At 64.1% G+C, this 14,311-nt stretch carries 14 protein-coding genes; 7 read left to right on the forward strand and 7 right to left on the reverse strand.

The window, feature by feature from the left end:
- Window positions 1-10 precede the first annotated feature (10 nt).
- On the reverse strand, window positions 11-718 hold the full coding sequence (locus GGD66_RS18150) for a TetR/AcrR family transcriptional regulator (RefSeq protein WP_177237255.1): 708 nt from the start codon (window positions 716-718) through the stop codon (window positions 11-13).
- 211 nt (window positions 719-929) lie between these two features.
- Window positions 930-1,778, reverse strand: a complete 849-nt coding sequence (locus GGD66_RS18155) for a VOC family protein (protein WP_183258547.1) — start codon at window positions 1,776-1,778, stop codon at window positions 930-932.
- A gap of 224 nt (window positions 1,779-2,002) precedes the next feature.
- Here GGD66_RS18155 and GGD66_RS18160 point away from each other — a divergent pair, with 224 nt between their 5' ends.
- Window positions 2,003-2,896: a sugar kinase gene (locus GGD66_RS18160; RefSeq protein WP_183258548.1), complete on the forward strand. Its 894-nt coding sequence runs from the start codon at window positions 2,003-2,005 to the stop codon at window positions 2,894-2,896.
- Between the two features lie 6 nt (window positions 2,897-2,902).
- A complete protein-coding gene (locus tag GGD66_RS18165) occupies window positions 2,903-3,817 on the forward strand; it encodes a ribokinase (protein ID WP_183258549.1) in 915 nt (304 codons plus the stop codon).
- On the opposite strand, the gene GGD66_RS18170 is transcribed toward GGD66_RS18165, so the two are convergent.
- Window positions 3,818-5,038: an NAD(P)/FAD-dependent oxidoreductase gene (locus GGD66_RS18170; RefSeq protein WP_183258550.1), complete on the reverse strand. Its 1,221-nt coding sequence runs from the start codon at window positions 5,036-5,038 to the stop codon at window positions 3,818-3,820.
- Window positions 5,039-5,266: 228 nt separating this feature from the next.
- Between GGD66_RS18170 and GGD66_RS18175 the strand changes: the two genes are divergently transcribed.
- Both GGD66_RS18175 and GGD66_RS18180 read left to right on the forward strand, forming a co-directional pair.
- A complete protein-coding gene (locus tag GGD66_RS18175) occupies window positions 5,267-6,061 on the forward strand; it encodes an enoyl-CoA hydratase/isomerase family protein (protein ID WP_183258551.1) in 795 nt (264 codons plus the stop codon).
- Complete coding sequence (locus GGD66_RS18180) at window positions 6,058-6,666, forward strand: histidine phosphatase family protein (RefSeq protein WP_183258552.1); 609 nt, start codon at window positions 6,058-6,060, stop codon at window positions 6,664-6,666. The genes GGD66_RS18175 and GGD66_RS18180 overlap by 4 nt, the downstream gene beginning before the upstream one ends.
- On the opposite strand, the gene GGD66_RS18185 is transcribed toward GGD66_RS18180, so the two are convergent.
- From GGD66_RS18185 to GGD66_RS18200, 4 genes are all read right to left on the reverse strand, one after another.
- Window positions 6,626-7,966, reverse strand: a complete 1,341-nt coding sequence (locus GGD66_RS18185; protein ID WP_092259633.1) for a TRAP transporter large permease — start codon at window positions 7,964-7,966, stop codon at window positions 6,626-6,628. The two genes, GGD66_RS18180 and GGD66_RS18185, sit on opposite strands and share 41 nt — an antisense overlap.
- Window positions 7,963-8,541, reverse strand: a complete 579-nt coding sequence (locus tag GGD66_RS18190; RefSeq protein WP_183258553.1) for a TRAP transporter small permease — start codon at window positions 8,539-8,541, stop codon at window positions 7,963-7,965. Before GGD66_RS18190 ends, GGD66_RS18185 begins: the two co-directional genes overlap by 4 nt.
- Before the next feature lie 186 nt (window positions 8,542-8,727).
- A complete protein-coding gene (locus GGD66_RS18195; RefSeq protein ID WP_183258554.1) occupies window positions 8,728-9,735 on the reverse strand; it encodes a TRAP transporter substrate-binding protein in 1,008 nt (335 codons plus the stop codon).
- 55 nt (window positions 9,736-9,790) lie between these two features.
- The gene (locus GGD66_RS18200) at window positions 9,791-11,506 is read right to left on the reverse strand and encodes an IlvD/Edd family dehydratase (protein ID WP_183258555.1); all 1,716 of its coding nucleotides are present in this window, start codon (window positions 11,504-11,506) and stop codon (window positions 9,791-9,793) included.
- Window positions 11,507-11,680: 174 nt separating this feature from the next.
- Here GGD66_RS18200 and GGD66_RS18205 point away from each other — a divergent pair, with 174 nt between their 5' ends.
- From GGD66_RS18205 to GGD66_RS18215, 3 genes are all read left to right on the forward strand, one after another.
- A complete protein-coding gene (locus tag GGD66_RS18205) occupies window positions 11,681-12,364 on the forward strand; it encodes a GntR family transcriptional regulator (RefSeq protein WP_183258556.1) in 684 nt (227 codons plus the stop codon).
- Window positions 12,365-12,539: 175 nt separating this feature from the next.
- Window positions 12,540-13,715, forward strand: coding sequence for a TAXI family TRAP transporter solute-binding subunit (locus GGD66_RS18210; RefSeq protein ID WP_183258557.1), 1,176 nt, complete (start codon window positions 12,540-12,542; stop codon window positions 13,713-13,715).
- Window positions 13,716-13,749: 34 nt separating this feature from the next.
- Entirely contained in the window at window positions 13,750-14,307 is a 558-nt protein-coding gene (locus tag GGD66_RS18215; RefSeq protein WP_183258558.1) for a hypothetical protein, read from the forward strand.
- The last annotated feature ends 4 nt before the right edge of the window (window positions 14,308-14,311 follow it).

Here is a 14,311-nt window from a genome sequence, read left to right on the forward strand (position 1 = left end):
CGAGCGAGCACTACACCGTCTGCGCCACCACGCTGCGCGACTTCGGCGCTTTCGCGATCTCGAACAAGGCCACGGACTGCCCCGTCAGCGCCGCCAGCACCAGGCCGACCATATGGGCCAGCCGTTCGTCCTTGGCCTTTTTGTCCAGGAGATCGCGGCCGAAGATCACGCTGAGCGTCGCCGAGTTCGAGAGGTAGAAGAAGCAGAGGCCTGCGATCGAGATGTAGAGCTGCACCGGATCGACCGCGACCTGGAAGTCGCCGCTGTCGACACCGCGTCGCACCACAGTACGGATCATCTCGACGAAGGGCGAGTGCATCGACTTGACCTTGGTCGATTTCTTCAGGTGCTTGGCGCGCGCGAGGTTCTCGGTCTGCAGCAGCGACAGGAATTCGGGGTTGCGCAGGAAGTAGTTCCAGGTGAACTCGATCAGGCGCCGGATGGCCTCGGGCGGATCGAGATGCTCGAGATCGAGCCCCCGCTCCTCGCTGCGGATCTTGTCATAGGCGCCTTCGAGCACCGCGAGGTAAAGCTCGTCCTTGTTGCCGACGTGGTAGTACAGCATGCGCTTGTTGGCGCCGGCCTTGGCCGCGATGCGGTCGACGCGTGCGCCGGCGAGCCCGTGGGCGGAAAACTCCTGCTTGGCGGCTTCGAGAATGCGCAGCCGCATCCCTTCGGGATCACGCTGCCATTTCAGAGTTCGCTTTGCCTTCGCCAAGTGGAGTGCTCGCTGGGGTGCTGTCGGTACGCGTGTAACACGCGGGCAGCCCGCCGCATAGTTTCGCGACAGTGAAAGCCAAGCAAGCCGGTGTCGTAGGGTGGGCAAGGGCGCCCTTGCGCCGTGCCCACGTCTTCTCATCGAGCAGCCAAGACGTGGGCACGCTTCGCTTTGCCCACCCTACGAGAGTCTTCGAGTGGAGAGACCGCTTTCACTCCACCGGCTTGGGCGAGCGCTCCAGCAGCACGGTCTGGATGCCGCAGGTGCCGTTGCGCACCGTCATGATTCGCGTGCCGGGCTTGCGGCCGTTGCGGACCTCGGTGACGTCGAGGCCGGCGGCGATCAGGCGGGCGCGCGTGGCGTCAATGTCGGCGACCCGCCAGCTCAGGCCCCAGAGCCGGTCACGCGCGTGGTCACCGCCGGCGACCGGCCGGCGGACCACCTCGACGATGAGATCGCCGCAGCGGAAGAACATCAACTGGCCCCAGTCCTGGTGCGAGCGGTCGAGCGCCAAATCGAGCCCGAGCCGTGCGCCATAGAGCGCGGCGGCGCGTTCGGAATCCTCGGTGGTGACGACGACATGGTCGAGTGCGTCGATCGGCGCGACGTCGGTCGCCGGGGAGAGCGGACGCTCGTCGGCCAGTTCGAGGAAGAACATGCGCACGCCGCGCGTGAGTTCCGTGGCGGCGCGCGTGCGCTTCCAGTGCAGGACGGCGCCCGACTCGTCGTCGCTGCTTTCGACCTCGGCGACCGGATCCGGGCTCAGGGCCACCCGCTGCAGCCGCCGGTGCATCCTGCTCATGTCTGCGACACGAAAGCACAGGCTGGCGAGCACGCCCTCCTGGTCGTCGAGCAGCGCACGCATCCGATCGGCCGTCACGCTGAAACCGCTCGGCGCCATCAATTCGATCGTCATGTTCTCGAGGGTGAACAGCACGCGGTCGGCGCCCTCGCCGGAGTTCTGCCAGGCCGGCGCGCGGGCGAGCAGCGTCTGGTAGGCCGCCTTGGCTGCACCGATATCCCTGACCAGAGCGACGACGTGATCGAGGCCGGTGATCATATGTCCCCCTTTTGATCGACCCTTTTATTGACCTGGAACCAATGCGCAGAAAACACGGCGCTTGTCCGGGCTTGGCATTGCCCGGTGATGGTCGTATTCCGGCCTCATGCTGACCTCAAGCGCTTGGGGCGGCAGATTTGCGAATAATTTCAGCGATCCCTGAGCGGAACCGGTGCTACAGTAAGCGCGCCGGCCTGGACCACAAAGCGCATGACGGACAAGCAATGCAGGCTCTCTTCATCGGACAGACCTATATCGACGTCGTCTTCATCACCGACCACATGCCGACCGGGGACGAGAAGCACGTGGCCTCGGACTACGCGGTCTCCTTCGGCGGCAACGCGGTGACGGCGGCGTTCTGCTGCGCCAAGCTCGGCATCGTGCCCGACCTGATCGCCACCGCGGCCAATGACTGGCTGGGGCGCATGTTCCAGGACATGTGCGCGAAATACGCGATCTCGCTGCACGGGCGGAAGGTCAACCAGTCCTCGCTCTCCTTCATCATGCCCAAGGACGGCAAGCGCGCCATCGTCCGCTGCCGCGACGACGAGCACATCCATCCCTTTCCGATGCTCAATCTCGGCGGCTGCCGCGCGCTGCACGTGGATGGTCATCAGCCCGATGCCGCGATCCACTACGCCAAGGTCTGCCGCGAGGCCGGCATCCTGACCTCGCTCGACGGCGGCGGCCTGCGCACCAACACCCATGAGCTGCTGGAATATATCGACGTCGCCATCGTGGCCGAGCGCCTGTGCGAACAGATGGACCTGACGCCGGAGAAGATGCTCGACTATCTCAAGAGCCGCGGCTGCAGGATCGGCGGCATCACCATGGGCGAGAAGGGCCTGCTCTGGTACGACGAAACAGGGACGGTGCAGGTGATGCCGGCGATGCCGATTCCGCGCGAGCGCGTGATCGATACCAACGGCGCCGGCGACGTCTTCCACGGCGCCTATGTCTATTCCTACCTCGCCCATCCCGGCAAAAGCTGGCGCGAGCACTTTGATTTTGCCCGGGCCGCCTCGACCTTCAAGATCCAGCGCCTCGGCAACGAGGCCGGCTTGCCGACGCTCGTCGACATCGCCAAGGTCAGGCACGAGTTCGAGGTCAGGGTCTAGATCCAGATGGGGCGCGTTTTCGTCGCCGGCAGCATCAACATGGATGTGGTGGCGACCGCCGATCGCCACCCGCGCGTCGGCGAGACCGTCGCCGGCCGCGAGGTGCTGTATTTTCCAGGCGGCAAGGGCGCGAACCAGGCGGTGGCGGCGTCACGGCTCGGCGCGAAGACCATGCTGATCGGGCGACTGGGGAAGGATTCGTTCGGGGCTGAGCTGAAGACGTTCCTCGGCGCGCAAGGCATCGATCTCGGCTCGGTGCGCGACGCCGACACCCACACCGGCACTGCGATCATCACGGTCGCGGCCTCCGATAACACCATCGTCGTCATTCCCGGCAGCAATGCGCAGGTCGGCGCGGATGATGTCGCGGAAGTGCCGCTGGCGAAGGGCGATGTCGCCGTCAGCCAGTTCGAGATCCCGCTGCCGACGATTGCCGCGTTCTTTGGGCGCGCACGCGAGGCCGGGGCCGTAACCTTGCTGAACCCGGCGCCAGCGCAAAAGATGTCCGGTGAACTGCTCGCGCTCGTCGACATCCTCGTGCTGAACGAGACCGAGCTCGGCTTCCTCGCCGGTGAGGAATTGTCCGACAGCGACGAGCCCGCGAAAATCTTCGATGTCGCGCGAATACTTCAGGCGCGCGCGGACCAGACCATCTGCATCACGCTCGGCAAGCGCGGCGTGCTTGCGCTTGCGGGACGCGAAGAGGCCGCCGTGCCCGGGCGTGCCGTGAAGGCGGTCGATACCACCGGTGCCGGTGATTGTTTTGTCGGCGCGCTCGCCGCGCAACTGGCTGACGGTGTGCCCTTGCGCGCCGCCCTCGCCTTCGCCAACGCCGCCGCTTCGATCAGCGTGCAGCGCATGGGCGCGGGGCCGTCGATGCCGACGGCCGCGGAAGTGGCGGCTGTGCTCCGCGCTGGTTGATCACGCCAGCGCGCTCTTCAGATCGAAGCTTTCATCCGCGGCCTGCGCCGGCGTGATCGAGCGATTCATGCCCTGCAACCGTCGGCCGAACATGTGATCGCCGGCGCGGTTGATCGATTCGATGCCGAGCAGCGTCTCACCCTTGTAGCAGAACGCGGAAAACGCCTTGTTCGCGGCGCTGCCACGCAGCACGACGCGGTCGTAGCCGGTGGTGAGGCCGGAGATCTGGAGCTTATCGTCGCCCTGGTCGCTCCAGAACCAGGGATGGCTGTCGTAAGGTTTGCGGTCGCCGGTCAGTCGCGCGGCGAGGCAGCGGGCGTGGTCGGTGGCGTTCTGCACCGATTCCAGCCGCAGCGATCCGCCGAAGCGCGGGCTTGCGAACAGTGCGCAATCGCCGATCGCGGAGATGTCAGGGTCAGCCGTCGAAAGATATTCGTCGACAATGATCCCGGCGGCGACCGGCAGCCCGGCTTCCGCGGCAAGCTCGATGTTGGGCAGCACACCGACGCCGACCACGACGAGGTCGGCGGGCAGATGCCGACCGTCGCTCAGGGAGACCCCGGTGACCTTGCCGCCTTCTGCCTCGATCGAGGTCGCCTGCACGCCGAGATGGACGCGGATACCGGCCTCGCGATGACGTTCCTGAAAATACTCCGACACCTCCGCCGTCACCGCCCGCGCCATCACGCGCGGGGCGAGCTCGAGCACGTCGACCTCGAGGCCCTTGATCCGCGCGGTGGCCGCGAATTCCAGGCCGATGAAGCCGGCGCCGATCACCACGACCCGTGTCTTCGAGGGCATGATCGCACGCAGCGCCTCGCTCTCGTCGAGGATGCGCAAATACTTCACGTCGGGCAGATTGGCGTTGGGCAGGTCGAGCAGCCGGTTGCGCGCGCCCGTCGCCAGCACGAGATGACCGTAGGCCAGCGTCTCGCCCGAGGCGAGCAGCACCTTGTGGCCGGCGCGGTCGATCGACACTGCACGGCCCGCGATCAGCTCGATCTTCTGGTCCTGATAAAATTTCTCCGGCCGGAACATCAGGCTCTCGGGCCCGGCCGAGCCCTTGATATAGGCCTTGGACAAAGGCGGCCGCTGATAGGGCAGATGCGCCTCGTCATTGATCAGGCAAATGCGCTGCGAAAAGCCCGCCTGGCGCAGCGATGCCGCGACCTGATAGCCGCCATGGCCGGCACCGACGATGATCACCGGACCGTCGCTCATTGGACAGCCCATTTCCGGAAGACACGAGCGTGACCCATGCCGTCTCCTCTCTCGCTGATTTTGGTTGCTGGCCTTACGAGGAGCCGGCGCTCGTGTCCGTCCCTTGGCAAAGGCAGCCCCATTTGAGCCTATCGTTTCGCCCCGCGCAAGGGCGGCGGTCGGGGATTGTCACCCCTGCCCTTCTGCGATTTAGTTGCAGCAACCACCTCCTGCCGGAGACTCTCTCAGATGCCAGCTCCCATCTCCCAGCCCGATGATCCCGCCCTGCTGCGGATCGACGGCCCGATCGCGACCATCACGCTCAACCGTCCCGCCGCGTTCAACTCCATCAATCTCGCCATCGCGCAGAAGCTAGAGCAGCTTGCGGCCTATATCGAAGCGGCTGACGACATCAAGGTCGTCGTGCTCGAAGGCGAAGGCCGTGCGTTCTCGGCGGGCGGCGATCTGCAGACGATTGGTGCCGCCGCCGAAGCGGGCACGGTGACGCCTGTTGTCGGCGAGCTCTTGAAGTACTATCACGCCTTCATCGAAATCATCCGGCGCATGCCGAAAATCTCGTTGTCCAGCGTTCACGGCTCGGCCGCCGGTGCCGGCATGGGCCTCGCCTTCGTCACCGATCTCTGCATCGCCGCGGACGACGCCAAATTCACGCCGGCTTATGCCAAGATCGGGGTGTCGCCGGACGGCGGCTCGACGGTCGGCATCGTCGGCACGGTCGGCTCCCGCCGGGCGCTGCAGATCTTTCTCGCCGAGGACAATTTTACCGCGCAGCAGGCCTATGAATGGGGCCTCGTCGCCAAGACGGTTCCGGCCGCCGAACTGAAAGCGGCCACACGAAAACTCGCGGAGCGTCTGGCGCAGAACCCGCCGGCGGCGATATCAGGCACCAAATCGCTGGTCTATCAGGCCGCCACCACGCCGGTGAAGCAGCAGCTCGATGCCGAGGAGCACAAGATCATCTTGGCGATGAACACGGAGGAATTTCGCAGCGCCGTGAAGAAATTCACGAGCAAGTCGAAGTGACGACACCAGCGCGTACGTTCTACGGCCTTCGCCACGGCGCGACCGACTGGAATCGCGAGGGACGATTCCAGGGGCGGACCGACAATCCGCTGAACGAGGACGGCCTCAGGCAGGCGCACGAGGCGGTGGACATGCTGCGCGGCGCAGGCATCAGCCGCATCGTCGCAAGTCCCTTGGCCCGCGCGGCGCGAACGGCCGAGATCATCGCGGCCGCGATCTCGGTGCCGCTGGCGATTGACGACGGCATCATCGAGTTCGACTTCGGGAGCTTTGAAGGCCTGCCCGTTCGCGACCTCATGATCAAGCACGGGGTCAAGTCGGCGACGGGCCTCGTCTCGATCCTGCCAGCCGACGGCGAGAGCTGGGACGCCATGACGAAACGGTCGCTGGCTTGCGTCTCGGCGTGGCTCGACCGTCATCCCGGCGACGATCTCCTGTTCGTCTGCCATGACGCGGTGATGCAGGGGATGGCCAACGCGCTGTGCGGCAGCTACTTCAAGAATAGCCATGGCACGCCGTTCCGTTACGTGCGCGAGCAGGCGCAATGGCGCGTCGAGCAAGTCGTTACTTCGGACAGATATAGCCCGTCCCCGCCGGCGACTTGAAGCAGCCGACCGATTCCGGCAGCACTTTCTGCGGCAGCCACAGCACCACGCTCGGGAAGTAGATCGCGAATGCGATCGTCCCCAGGAACACCAGATAGATCGGCAACGCAGCGCGTAGCGCTTTCGCGAAACTTATGCCGACGAATTTCGAGGCCATCAGCAGCACCAGCCCGTAAGGCGGCGTGATCAGGCCGAAGGCCAGCGTGGCGATCAGCACCACGCCCATATGGACGCTATTGATGTCACCCGCCTCCGTCAGTGTGTTGACCAGCGGCATGAAGATGATGATGGTCGGCACCGGTTCGATGAAATCGCCGACCACGGTGAAGAGCAGCACCATCAGCAGCATGATCAGATGCGGATCGTTACCTGCCATCGAGGTGATGATTTCGGCGATGTAGCTCGCCCCACGCAGATAAGCGAGCATCCAGCCGAAGGCATTGGCCGCGCCGATGGTGACCAGCGGCAGCGAGAAGATCAGTCCGGCAATGCAAAAATCGTAAGGGATACTCTTGATGTGCCCGCGATTGAGCGCGGGGATCACGACCAGCACGATCCAGACCACGGCGACCACGCCGGCTTCCGTCGGTGTGAACCAGCCGGTCAGGATGCCACCGAGCAGGATCACCGGGATCATCAGCGGCAGCGCCGCATCGCCGGCAGCGAACACCACCTGCCGAAGCGGCGCGCGCGGCTTGCGCAGGCCGGAGGGGCCGAAGAAGTAGCAATAAAGCATCAGACCGAAGCCGATCATCAGGCCGGGCACCACGCCCGCCATGAACAGGCCCGCGATCGAGACGTTGCCGACCGCGCCATAGACCACGGCGGTGATGCTCGGCGGCACCAGCGCGGCGATTGTGGAGGCCGAGGCAATGATGGCGGCGATGAAGGCCGGCTCGTAACCCTCTCGCTTCATCGGCCCGCCAAGCGCGCGGCTCATCACGGCGACGTCGGCGGTGGTCGAGCCCGACATTTCCGAGAAGAACATGCTGAAGACGACGACGACCTGCGACAGCCCGCCCCTGATATGCCCGACCAGCGACACCGAGAGGTTCGCGATCCGCACCACCACATTCGCCGAGCTCATGAGCTCGCCGACCAGCAGAAAGAACGGGATCGCCAGCAGCGCCTCGGAATCGACGCCGTCAAAGATCTTCTGGATGATGGCCGCGAGCGAAACGTCGGAGAGGATCGCGCCGATGAAAACGCCGGCCATCAGCGAGAACGGCACGGGCACGCCGAGATAGCCGAACGACAGGAAGCAGATCGTCATCAACGCCAGAACAACAGGTGCGCTCATAGCTGCGCCCTCGCCTGCGCGTCGGTGACGATGGGCGTTCCATCCTCCTCGGGCGGCTCGGGATGGTCGAAGCCGTTGCGCAGGCCGTTGACCAGCTGCTCGATGGTGAACAGGCCGATCAGCACGCCCGACAGCGGGATAATCGCATAGAGCGAGGCGATCGGCGTACCTGACGGCAGGCGAAAGCTGCCGAAGCCGCGCAGATAATTCTGGTAGCCATACCAGATCAGGCAGAAGGCGACACCGAGCACGACGAGGCGGATGATCATCTCGACGATCAGCCGCGCGGTGCCGTGCAAGGCCTCGGAGATCGCGGTGAGATAGAGGTGGTCGTTGCGGCGCGTCGCAGCGGCCGTGCCGATGAAGATCGCGTAGATGAACAGCGTCGAGGTGACCTCCTGCAGCCACAGCCAGGGATGACCAATGGTCCGGGTGACGATGTCCGCGGTGACCGACAGCGAGAAGCCGAAGCAGAGCACGCCGCAGAGGATCATCAGCGCCAGCTCAAGCCAGTCGAGCCAGCGCCATTTCAGGTGGCGTTGGCGATGCACAAGCAGTTTGTCGGCGATGGCCATTAGTCCCCGTTCCAAAGCTATCGGATGTGACAGCTGGAAAGCTGCCGATCACGCTCGGCCTGCATGGTTCGAGACGCCCGCTTCACGGGCTCCTCACCATGAGGGTCTAAAATCTCGCCGCGAAACGAGACCTCATCCTGAGAGCCCGCCGCAAGGCGGGCGTCTCGAAGGATGGCCGCAAGCGACCTAATTGATTGACCGGATCAAGTCCTTGATCTTCTCGGCGTGCGGCCCGAGTTCCTTGGCGAGCTTGTCGAGATAGGGATCGGCGACCGCAACAAAGCTGTTCTTGTCGACGTTATCGACGACCTTCACGCCCATCTTCTTCAGCTTTTCGGCGGCGGTGCGCTCCAGCTCAAACGCCTTCGCCGGCTCCTTGGTGCTGATCTCGTTGGCCGCCGTCTGTACCCAGCCCTTCTGCTCGGCCGACAGGCTCTGCCAGAGCTTGTCGGAGATGAACACCAGCGCGTTGTTGGCCTCGTGCTCGGTGATGTTGAGGACCGGCGCCACCTCGTAATGCTTGTTGACGAGGTAGACGTTGATGCTGTTCTCGGCGACGTCGACGACCCCGGTCTGCAAACTGGTGTAAACGCTGCCGAACGGCATGTGCACGGTCTGGGCGCCATAGGCCGGGAACATGGTGTCCTCGGTCGCGGTCGCCTGCACGCGGACCTTTGCGCCCTTGATGTCGCCGACGTTGTGGATCTCCTTCCTGGCGTACATGTGGCGCACGCCCTGCGATCCGGTCGCGATCACGTGCAGGCCCTGCGTGGTTTCGTCGATCATGGTTTTCAGCGCTTCAAACACGCGGGGATCGGCCAGCCCCTTGACCACGTGCTTCTCGTCACGGAACAGATAGTGCAGCGACATCACGCCGGCCTGCGGCGAGATCGTCGCGGTGTTGGCGGAGGAGATGATCGAGAATTCGACGTCTCCGGCTTTCACGAGCTGGAGCACCTGCGGCTCCTGCCCGAGCTGCGCGCCCGGATACTGGTCGATGATCATGGTGCCTTTGCTCAACTCCTTGAGCTTTTCGGCAAAGATGTCGCCCGCGATGGAATAGCCGGTGTTGCGCGGCTGGTCATAGGCGAAGCGATAATGCTTCACCTCCTGCGCCCTCGCCCCGGTCACGAATAGCACGGCGGCCGCAGCCGCCAACCCATGTAAGAATCCTGGCATGGATCGTGCAATCATCGTTTCCCCCTATGTTATCGCCCGCCGCTTGTGCGGTCTGAGCGCTCGTCGTTCGTCAGCTTGTCTCGGTCTTCCCAGTCCTCTGCATGAAGTCGAAGTCGCAGCCCTCGTCGGCCTGCATGATGGTTTCGTTGAACAGCCAGGCATAGCCGCGCCGCGCCTCATCGGGCGCAGCCGCCGGCTTCAAGGCAGCGCGCCGGCGCTCCAGCTCGGCCGCATCGACCAAGAGCTCGATGCTGCGCTTGGCTACATCCAGGCTGATCTTGTCGCCGTTCTTCACCAGCGCCAGCGGCCCGCCGACGGCGGATTCCGGGGTGATGTGCAGAACGATGGTGCCGAACGCGGTGCCGCTCATGCGCGCATCCGAAATGCGCACCATGTCCTTGGTGCCGCCGCGCGCGAGCTTCTTCGGGATCGGCAGATAGCCGGCCTCCGGCATGCCCGGCGCGCCTTTCGGGCCGGCATTGCGCAGCACCAGCACGTCGTCGGCGGTGACGTCGAGATCGGGATCATCGACCCGCAAGGTCATGTCCTCGACGGATTCGAACACGACGGCCCGCCCGGTATGCTTCAACAGCTTCGGACTTGCCGCGGATTGCTTGATGACCGCGCCGCGGGGCGCAAGATTGCCGTGCAACACGGCAAGGCCGCCCTCTTTCTTAATCGGATTGTCACGCGAGCGAATGGCGTCCTGACCGGGCACGTCCTCGGCATTGGCGACGACATTGCGCAGCGTCTGGCCCGAGATGGTCTTGGCGTCGAGATCGACGAGGTCGCCGAGCTGCGCGAGCAGCTTCGGCACGCCGCCGGCGTGGTGGAAGTGCTCCATGTAGTGTTCGCCCGACGGCTTGAGGTCGACCAGCACCGGCACCTCCCGGCCGATCTGGTCGAACACTTCGAGATCGAGCCGATGCGGCGAGCGATGCGCCATCGCGGTGAGATGGATCAGGCCGTTGGTGGAGCCACCGATCGCCTGGAGCACGACCTGCGCGTTCTTGAAAGATGCGGGTGTCAAAAGGTCGCTCGGCTTCGGCCCCTTGGTCTTGGCCATCTCGGCGGCGACCTTGCCGCTCGCCTCGGCAAGGCGGAATCGTTCGGCATGCGGCGCCGGGATCGTCGCGCTCATCGGCAGCGACAGGCCCATGGCTTCGATCATACAGGCCATGGTCGAGGCCGTACCCATCACCATGCAGGTGCCGACCGACGGCGCGAGACGGCCGTTCACTGCTTCGATTTCGACATCGTCGATTTCGCCGGCGCGATACTTGCCCCATAGACGGCGGCAATCGGTGCAGGCGCCCAGCACCTCGCCCTTGTGATGGCCGACCACCATCGGCCCCACCGGAATAACGACGGTCGGCAGGTCCGCGCTGATTGCGGCCATCACCTGCGCGGGAAGGGTCTTGTCGCAGCCGCCGATCACGATCACCGAATCCATCGGCTGGGCGCGGATCATCTCCTCGGTGTCCATCGCCATCAGATTGCGCAGATACATCGAGGTCGGATGGGCAAAGCTCTCGGCGATCGAGATGGTCGGGAACACGAACGGCATCGCGCCCGACAGCATCACGCCGCGCTTGGCGGCTTCGATGATCTGCGGAACGTTGCCGTGGCAGGGATTGTAGTCGCTATAGGTATTGGTGATCCCGACGATCGGACGCTCCAGCGCGTCGTCGGAATAGCCCATGGCCTTGATGAATGCCTTGCGCAGGAACAGCGAGAAGCCGGCATCGCCATAGCTCGTCAGACCCTTGCGCAACCCACTCGTCATCATGCCACTCCTTCAGTTGCCATTGTGGTACAGTCCGCACCTCGATTGTCAATAAGCTCGGTCCATATTGTCGCATTTTCCGCCTAAAGGCGCCATCTTCGGCACGAATTATTGACAATCTGTCCCTTCCCTGCTCCACAGGGCGAGCCGGCCAGACGCCGGGAGGCCGAGGGCATGTCCGACATTCGCACCGCAGACAGCATGCCGGTCCGGCAAGACGATCCGGACGACGTCGTCGCGCGGTTGGAGGAGGACATCATCTTCGGCCGCCTGCCGCCCGGCGCGCGCCTCACCGAGGACGCGCTGATGTCGCGCTACGGCACCTCGCGCCACTTCGTGCGCCAAGCCTTGGTGGATGCCGAGCGCCGCGGCATCGTCCGCCGCGAGAAGAACGTCGGCGCCACCGTGCGGTTCTACTCGGCCGAGGAAGTCCGGCAGATCTACGAGGTCCGGGAGATGCTGACGCGGCAGGCCGCGCTGATGATCCCGCTGCCCGCGCCGCGATCGCTGATCGACGAGCTCTCCGAGCTGCAACGGCAATATTGCGCGAGAGCCGATGCGCAGGATCTGCGCGGCATCCACGAAGCCAACGACGCTTTCCACCTCGCGCTGTTCTCGGCCTGCGGCAATCCCTATCTGGTGGGCTCGCTCCAGGACTACATGAACCTGACGCTGCCGATGCGCGCCAAGAACCTCGCCGACCGCGACGGCCTCGCGCAATCGCGGCGGCAGCATGAGATGATGATCGAGCTACTCAGGGGACGCGACAGCTGGGCGCTGGCGCAGCTGTGTGTCGATCATATGCAGTTCAGCAAGAGGGATTATCTGGCGAGGATTGCGGACGAGGCCAGGCGCTAATCGGCAAACTTCTGCTGCAGGCATCCATCACGGAACGGCGCTGCCCCGGGCGCGTTGGAAGGCCAAGCATAAGGCTCGGTCTTGGTTCGGAGGCCGCGGGTGGCAGTTTCTCGCAGCATGTCGCGCCCAAGGGAGGACTGACCGAGCAGGTTGAATAATGAGGGTCTGCGGAGCGATGCGGACCGGTTTGTTCATCGCATTGATTGCGGCGGCCTGGCTCGGCGGACAGGTCCAGGATTCTTTCGCGCAAAAGCGGCCGTCGGCTTCTCCGAGCGAATCCACGAAGGTGTCTCCGAGAAAGGAAGGCACCCCGAAGAAGGAAACGGGACGACCTGCGGACCCGTTTACGGTGGGATTTGTAACCGGTTCGCCGCAATGCACTGAATTCGCGATCGCTCAGGACATTGCGACCACGCTCGCCGGCGGTCAGGAGACCGGTCCTCATGGCCAAGTCGCATTGCGGGTCCTGCCCATCGTGGGAGACGGCGGTGTCCGCAACGTCCTTGATGTGCTCACCCTCGCAGGTGCCGACGTGGCGATTTCGCCCGTCGTCCTCGTCGACCGGCTCCGGGAGACAAGGACCTTCGGGGATATTTCTGACAGGCTGACCTACATTGCCCCGCTCTATATCGAAGAGTTCCATCTTCTCGCACGGGCGGAAATCGGAAGCCTGACGGACCTTTCGGGAAAGAGGGTCAATCTCGGGGACGACGGCAGCGCCGGCGCCATTCTCGGCCGCGAAGTGTTGAACCGTCTGGGCGTCAAGATCATGGAGTCGAACCTGGGACCGGAGGCCGCGCTGGATGGTCTGAGGACGGGAGATCTCTCTGCCGCTCTGCTGGTCTCAGGAAAACCGCTCAGCTTCCTGACGCAGGTCTCGCAACTCGATGGTATTCACCTCCTGCCGATCCCCTACTTCAACGAGCTGCTGCAACAAGATTATCTGCCATCGACGTTCCGCCACAAGGATTACCCGAATCTGATCGCCGCCGAAGCGAGCGTTGACACGATCGCGATCAAATCCGCCCTCTTCGCCTACAACTGGCCGAGCGGCAACGAGCGATTTCGGTTGCTCGAGTTCTTCGTCCAGACATTGTTCACGCGCTTTCCCGAATTTCTCGGCGACGCCCATCATCCTAAGTGGCGCGAAGTAAACCTGGCCGCACAACTCCCCGGATGGCGACGATTCCGACCGGCAGAGCGCTGGCTCCAGCAGCAATCGGGAGGGGAAGCCGCGCTTCGCAAGGCGTTCGGCCGGTTCATCGAGGGAAAGCCAACTGCCGATCTACCTGATCGCGAAGAACTGTTTCGGGATTTCCTGCGCTGGAGAGAACGCAATCCGGCCAAGTGAGCAGACTTGGGCAAACAAACCTCGGGAGGTATCGATGCGCAAAACCGTGGTGGGCGCAGCCCTTGTTGCGTTGCTCGCCTTGATCGCCGATGTGAGGCGCCCCGCCGCCCAATTTGCTCCCTTCTGGCCACAAGCGCCGCAGCTGCTCCCGGGCACAGCACCACCGGCCGACGAGGTCGAAAGAACCAGGACAGCCCCTCACCGAAAGAAGGCACATAGAAAGCACAAAGTCGTTCGTCCCCCGCCAAACCAGCGGGAGGTCGCGGAAAAAAATGGATACCAGCGGGTCAGCGATCTCGTGAACTTTCCGAAGTTCTTTCCGGGCCTCGGCACCATATTCGTCAAGCCCGACACCTTGCCGCTGGGGCCGTTCCTGACCTTCGATCGCAGGGACCGTCTGGTCGCGACCGTCTACATGGTCCCGAACAAGGACATCGACGATCACAAAACGTTGGAGGGGGCGGGGTCAGCAGGACCAGTTGACCACGTCAGCTTCTACTTCAACCCAGGTCACCCCGGCGTGGATGTGCCGCATTACCATGTGGTGCTCTGGCACGTGACCAAGAAACAGGAAGCGCGCGTTGCCAAATGACGTA

Origin of the sequence: Bradyrhizobium sp. CIR48 (assembly GCF_014198315.1) — a bacterium.
Taxonomy (GTDB): domain Bacteria; phylum Pseudomonadota; class Alphaproteobacteria; order Rhizobiales; family Xanthobacteraceae; genus Bradyrhizobium.

Bases quoted from the DNA above. Each gene is read 5' to 3' on its own strand.
- GGD66_RS18155 (WP_183258547.1), bottom strand. From the start codon at position 1,778: ATGATCACCGGCCTCGATCACGTCGTCGCTCTGGTCAGGGATATCGGT.
- GGD66_RS18160 (WP_183258548.1), top strand. From the start codon at position 2,003: ATGCAGGCTCTCTTCATCGGACAGACCTATATCGACGTCGTCTTCATC.
- GGD66_RS18165 (WP_183258549.1), top strand. From the start codon at position 2,903: ATGGGGCGCGTTTTCGTCGCCGGCAGCATCAACATGGATGTGGTGGCG.
- GGD66_RS18170 (WP_183258550.1), bottom strand. From the start codon at position 5,038: ATGAGCGACGGTCCGGTGATCATCGTCGGTGCCGGCCATGGCGGCTAT.
- GGD66_RS18175 (WP_183258551.1), top strand. From the start codon at position 5,267: ATGCCAGCTCCCATCTCCCAGCCCGATGATCCCGCCCTGCTGCGGATC.
- GGD66_RS18185 (WP_092259633.1), bottom strand. From the start codon at position 7,966: ATGAGCGCACCTGTTGTTCTGGCGTTGATGACGATCTGCTTCCTGTCG.
- GGD66_RS18190 (WP_183258553.1), bottom strand. From the start codon at position 8,541: ATGGCCATCGCCGACAAACTGCTTGTGCATCGCCAACGCCACCTGAAA.
- GGD66_RS18195 (WP_183258554.1), bottom strand. From the start codon at position 9,735: ATGATTGCACGATCCATGCCAGGATTCTTACATGGGTTGGCGGCTGCG.
- GGD66_RS18200 (WP_183258555.1), bottom strand. From the start codon at position 11,506: ATGACGAGTGGGTTGCGCAAGGGTCTGACGAGCTATGGCGATGCCGGC.
- GGD66_RS18205 (WP_183258556.1), top strand. From the start codon at position 11,681: ATGTCCGACATTCGCACCGCAGACAGCATGCCGGTCCGGCAAGACGAT.
- GGD66_RS18210 (WP_183258557.1), top strand. From the start codon at position 12,540: ATGCGGACCGGTTTGTTCATCGCATTGATTGCGGCGGCCTGGCTCGGC.
- GGD66_RS18215 (WP_183258558.1), top strand. From the start codon at position 13,750: ATGCGCAAAACCGTGGTGGGCGCAGCCCTTGTTGCGTTGCTCGCCTTG.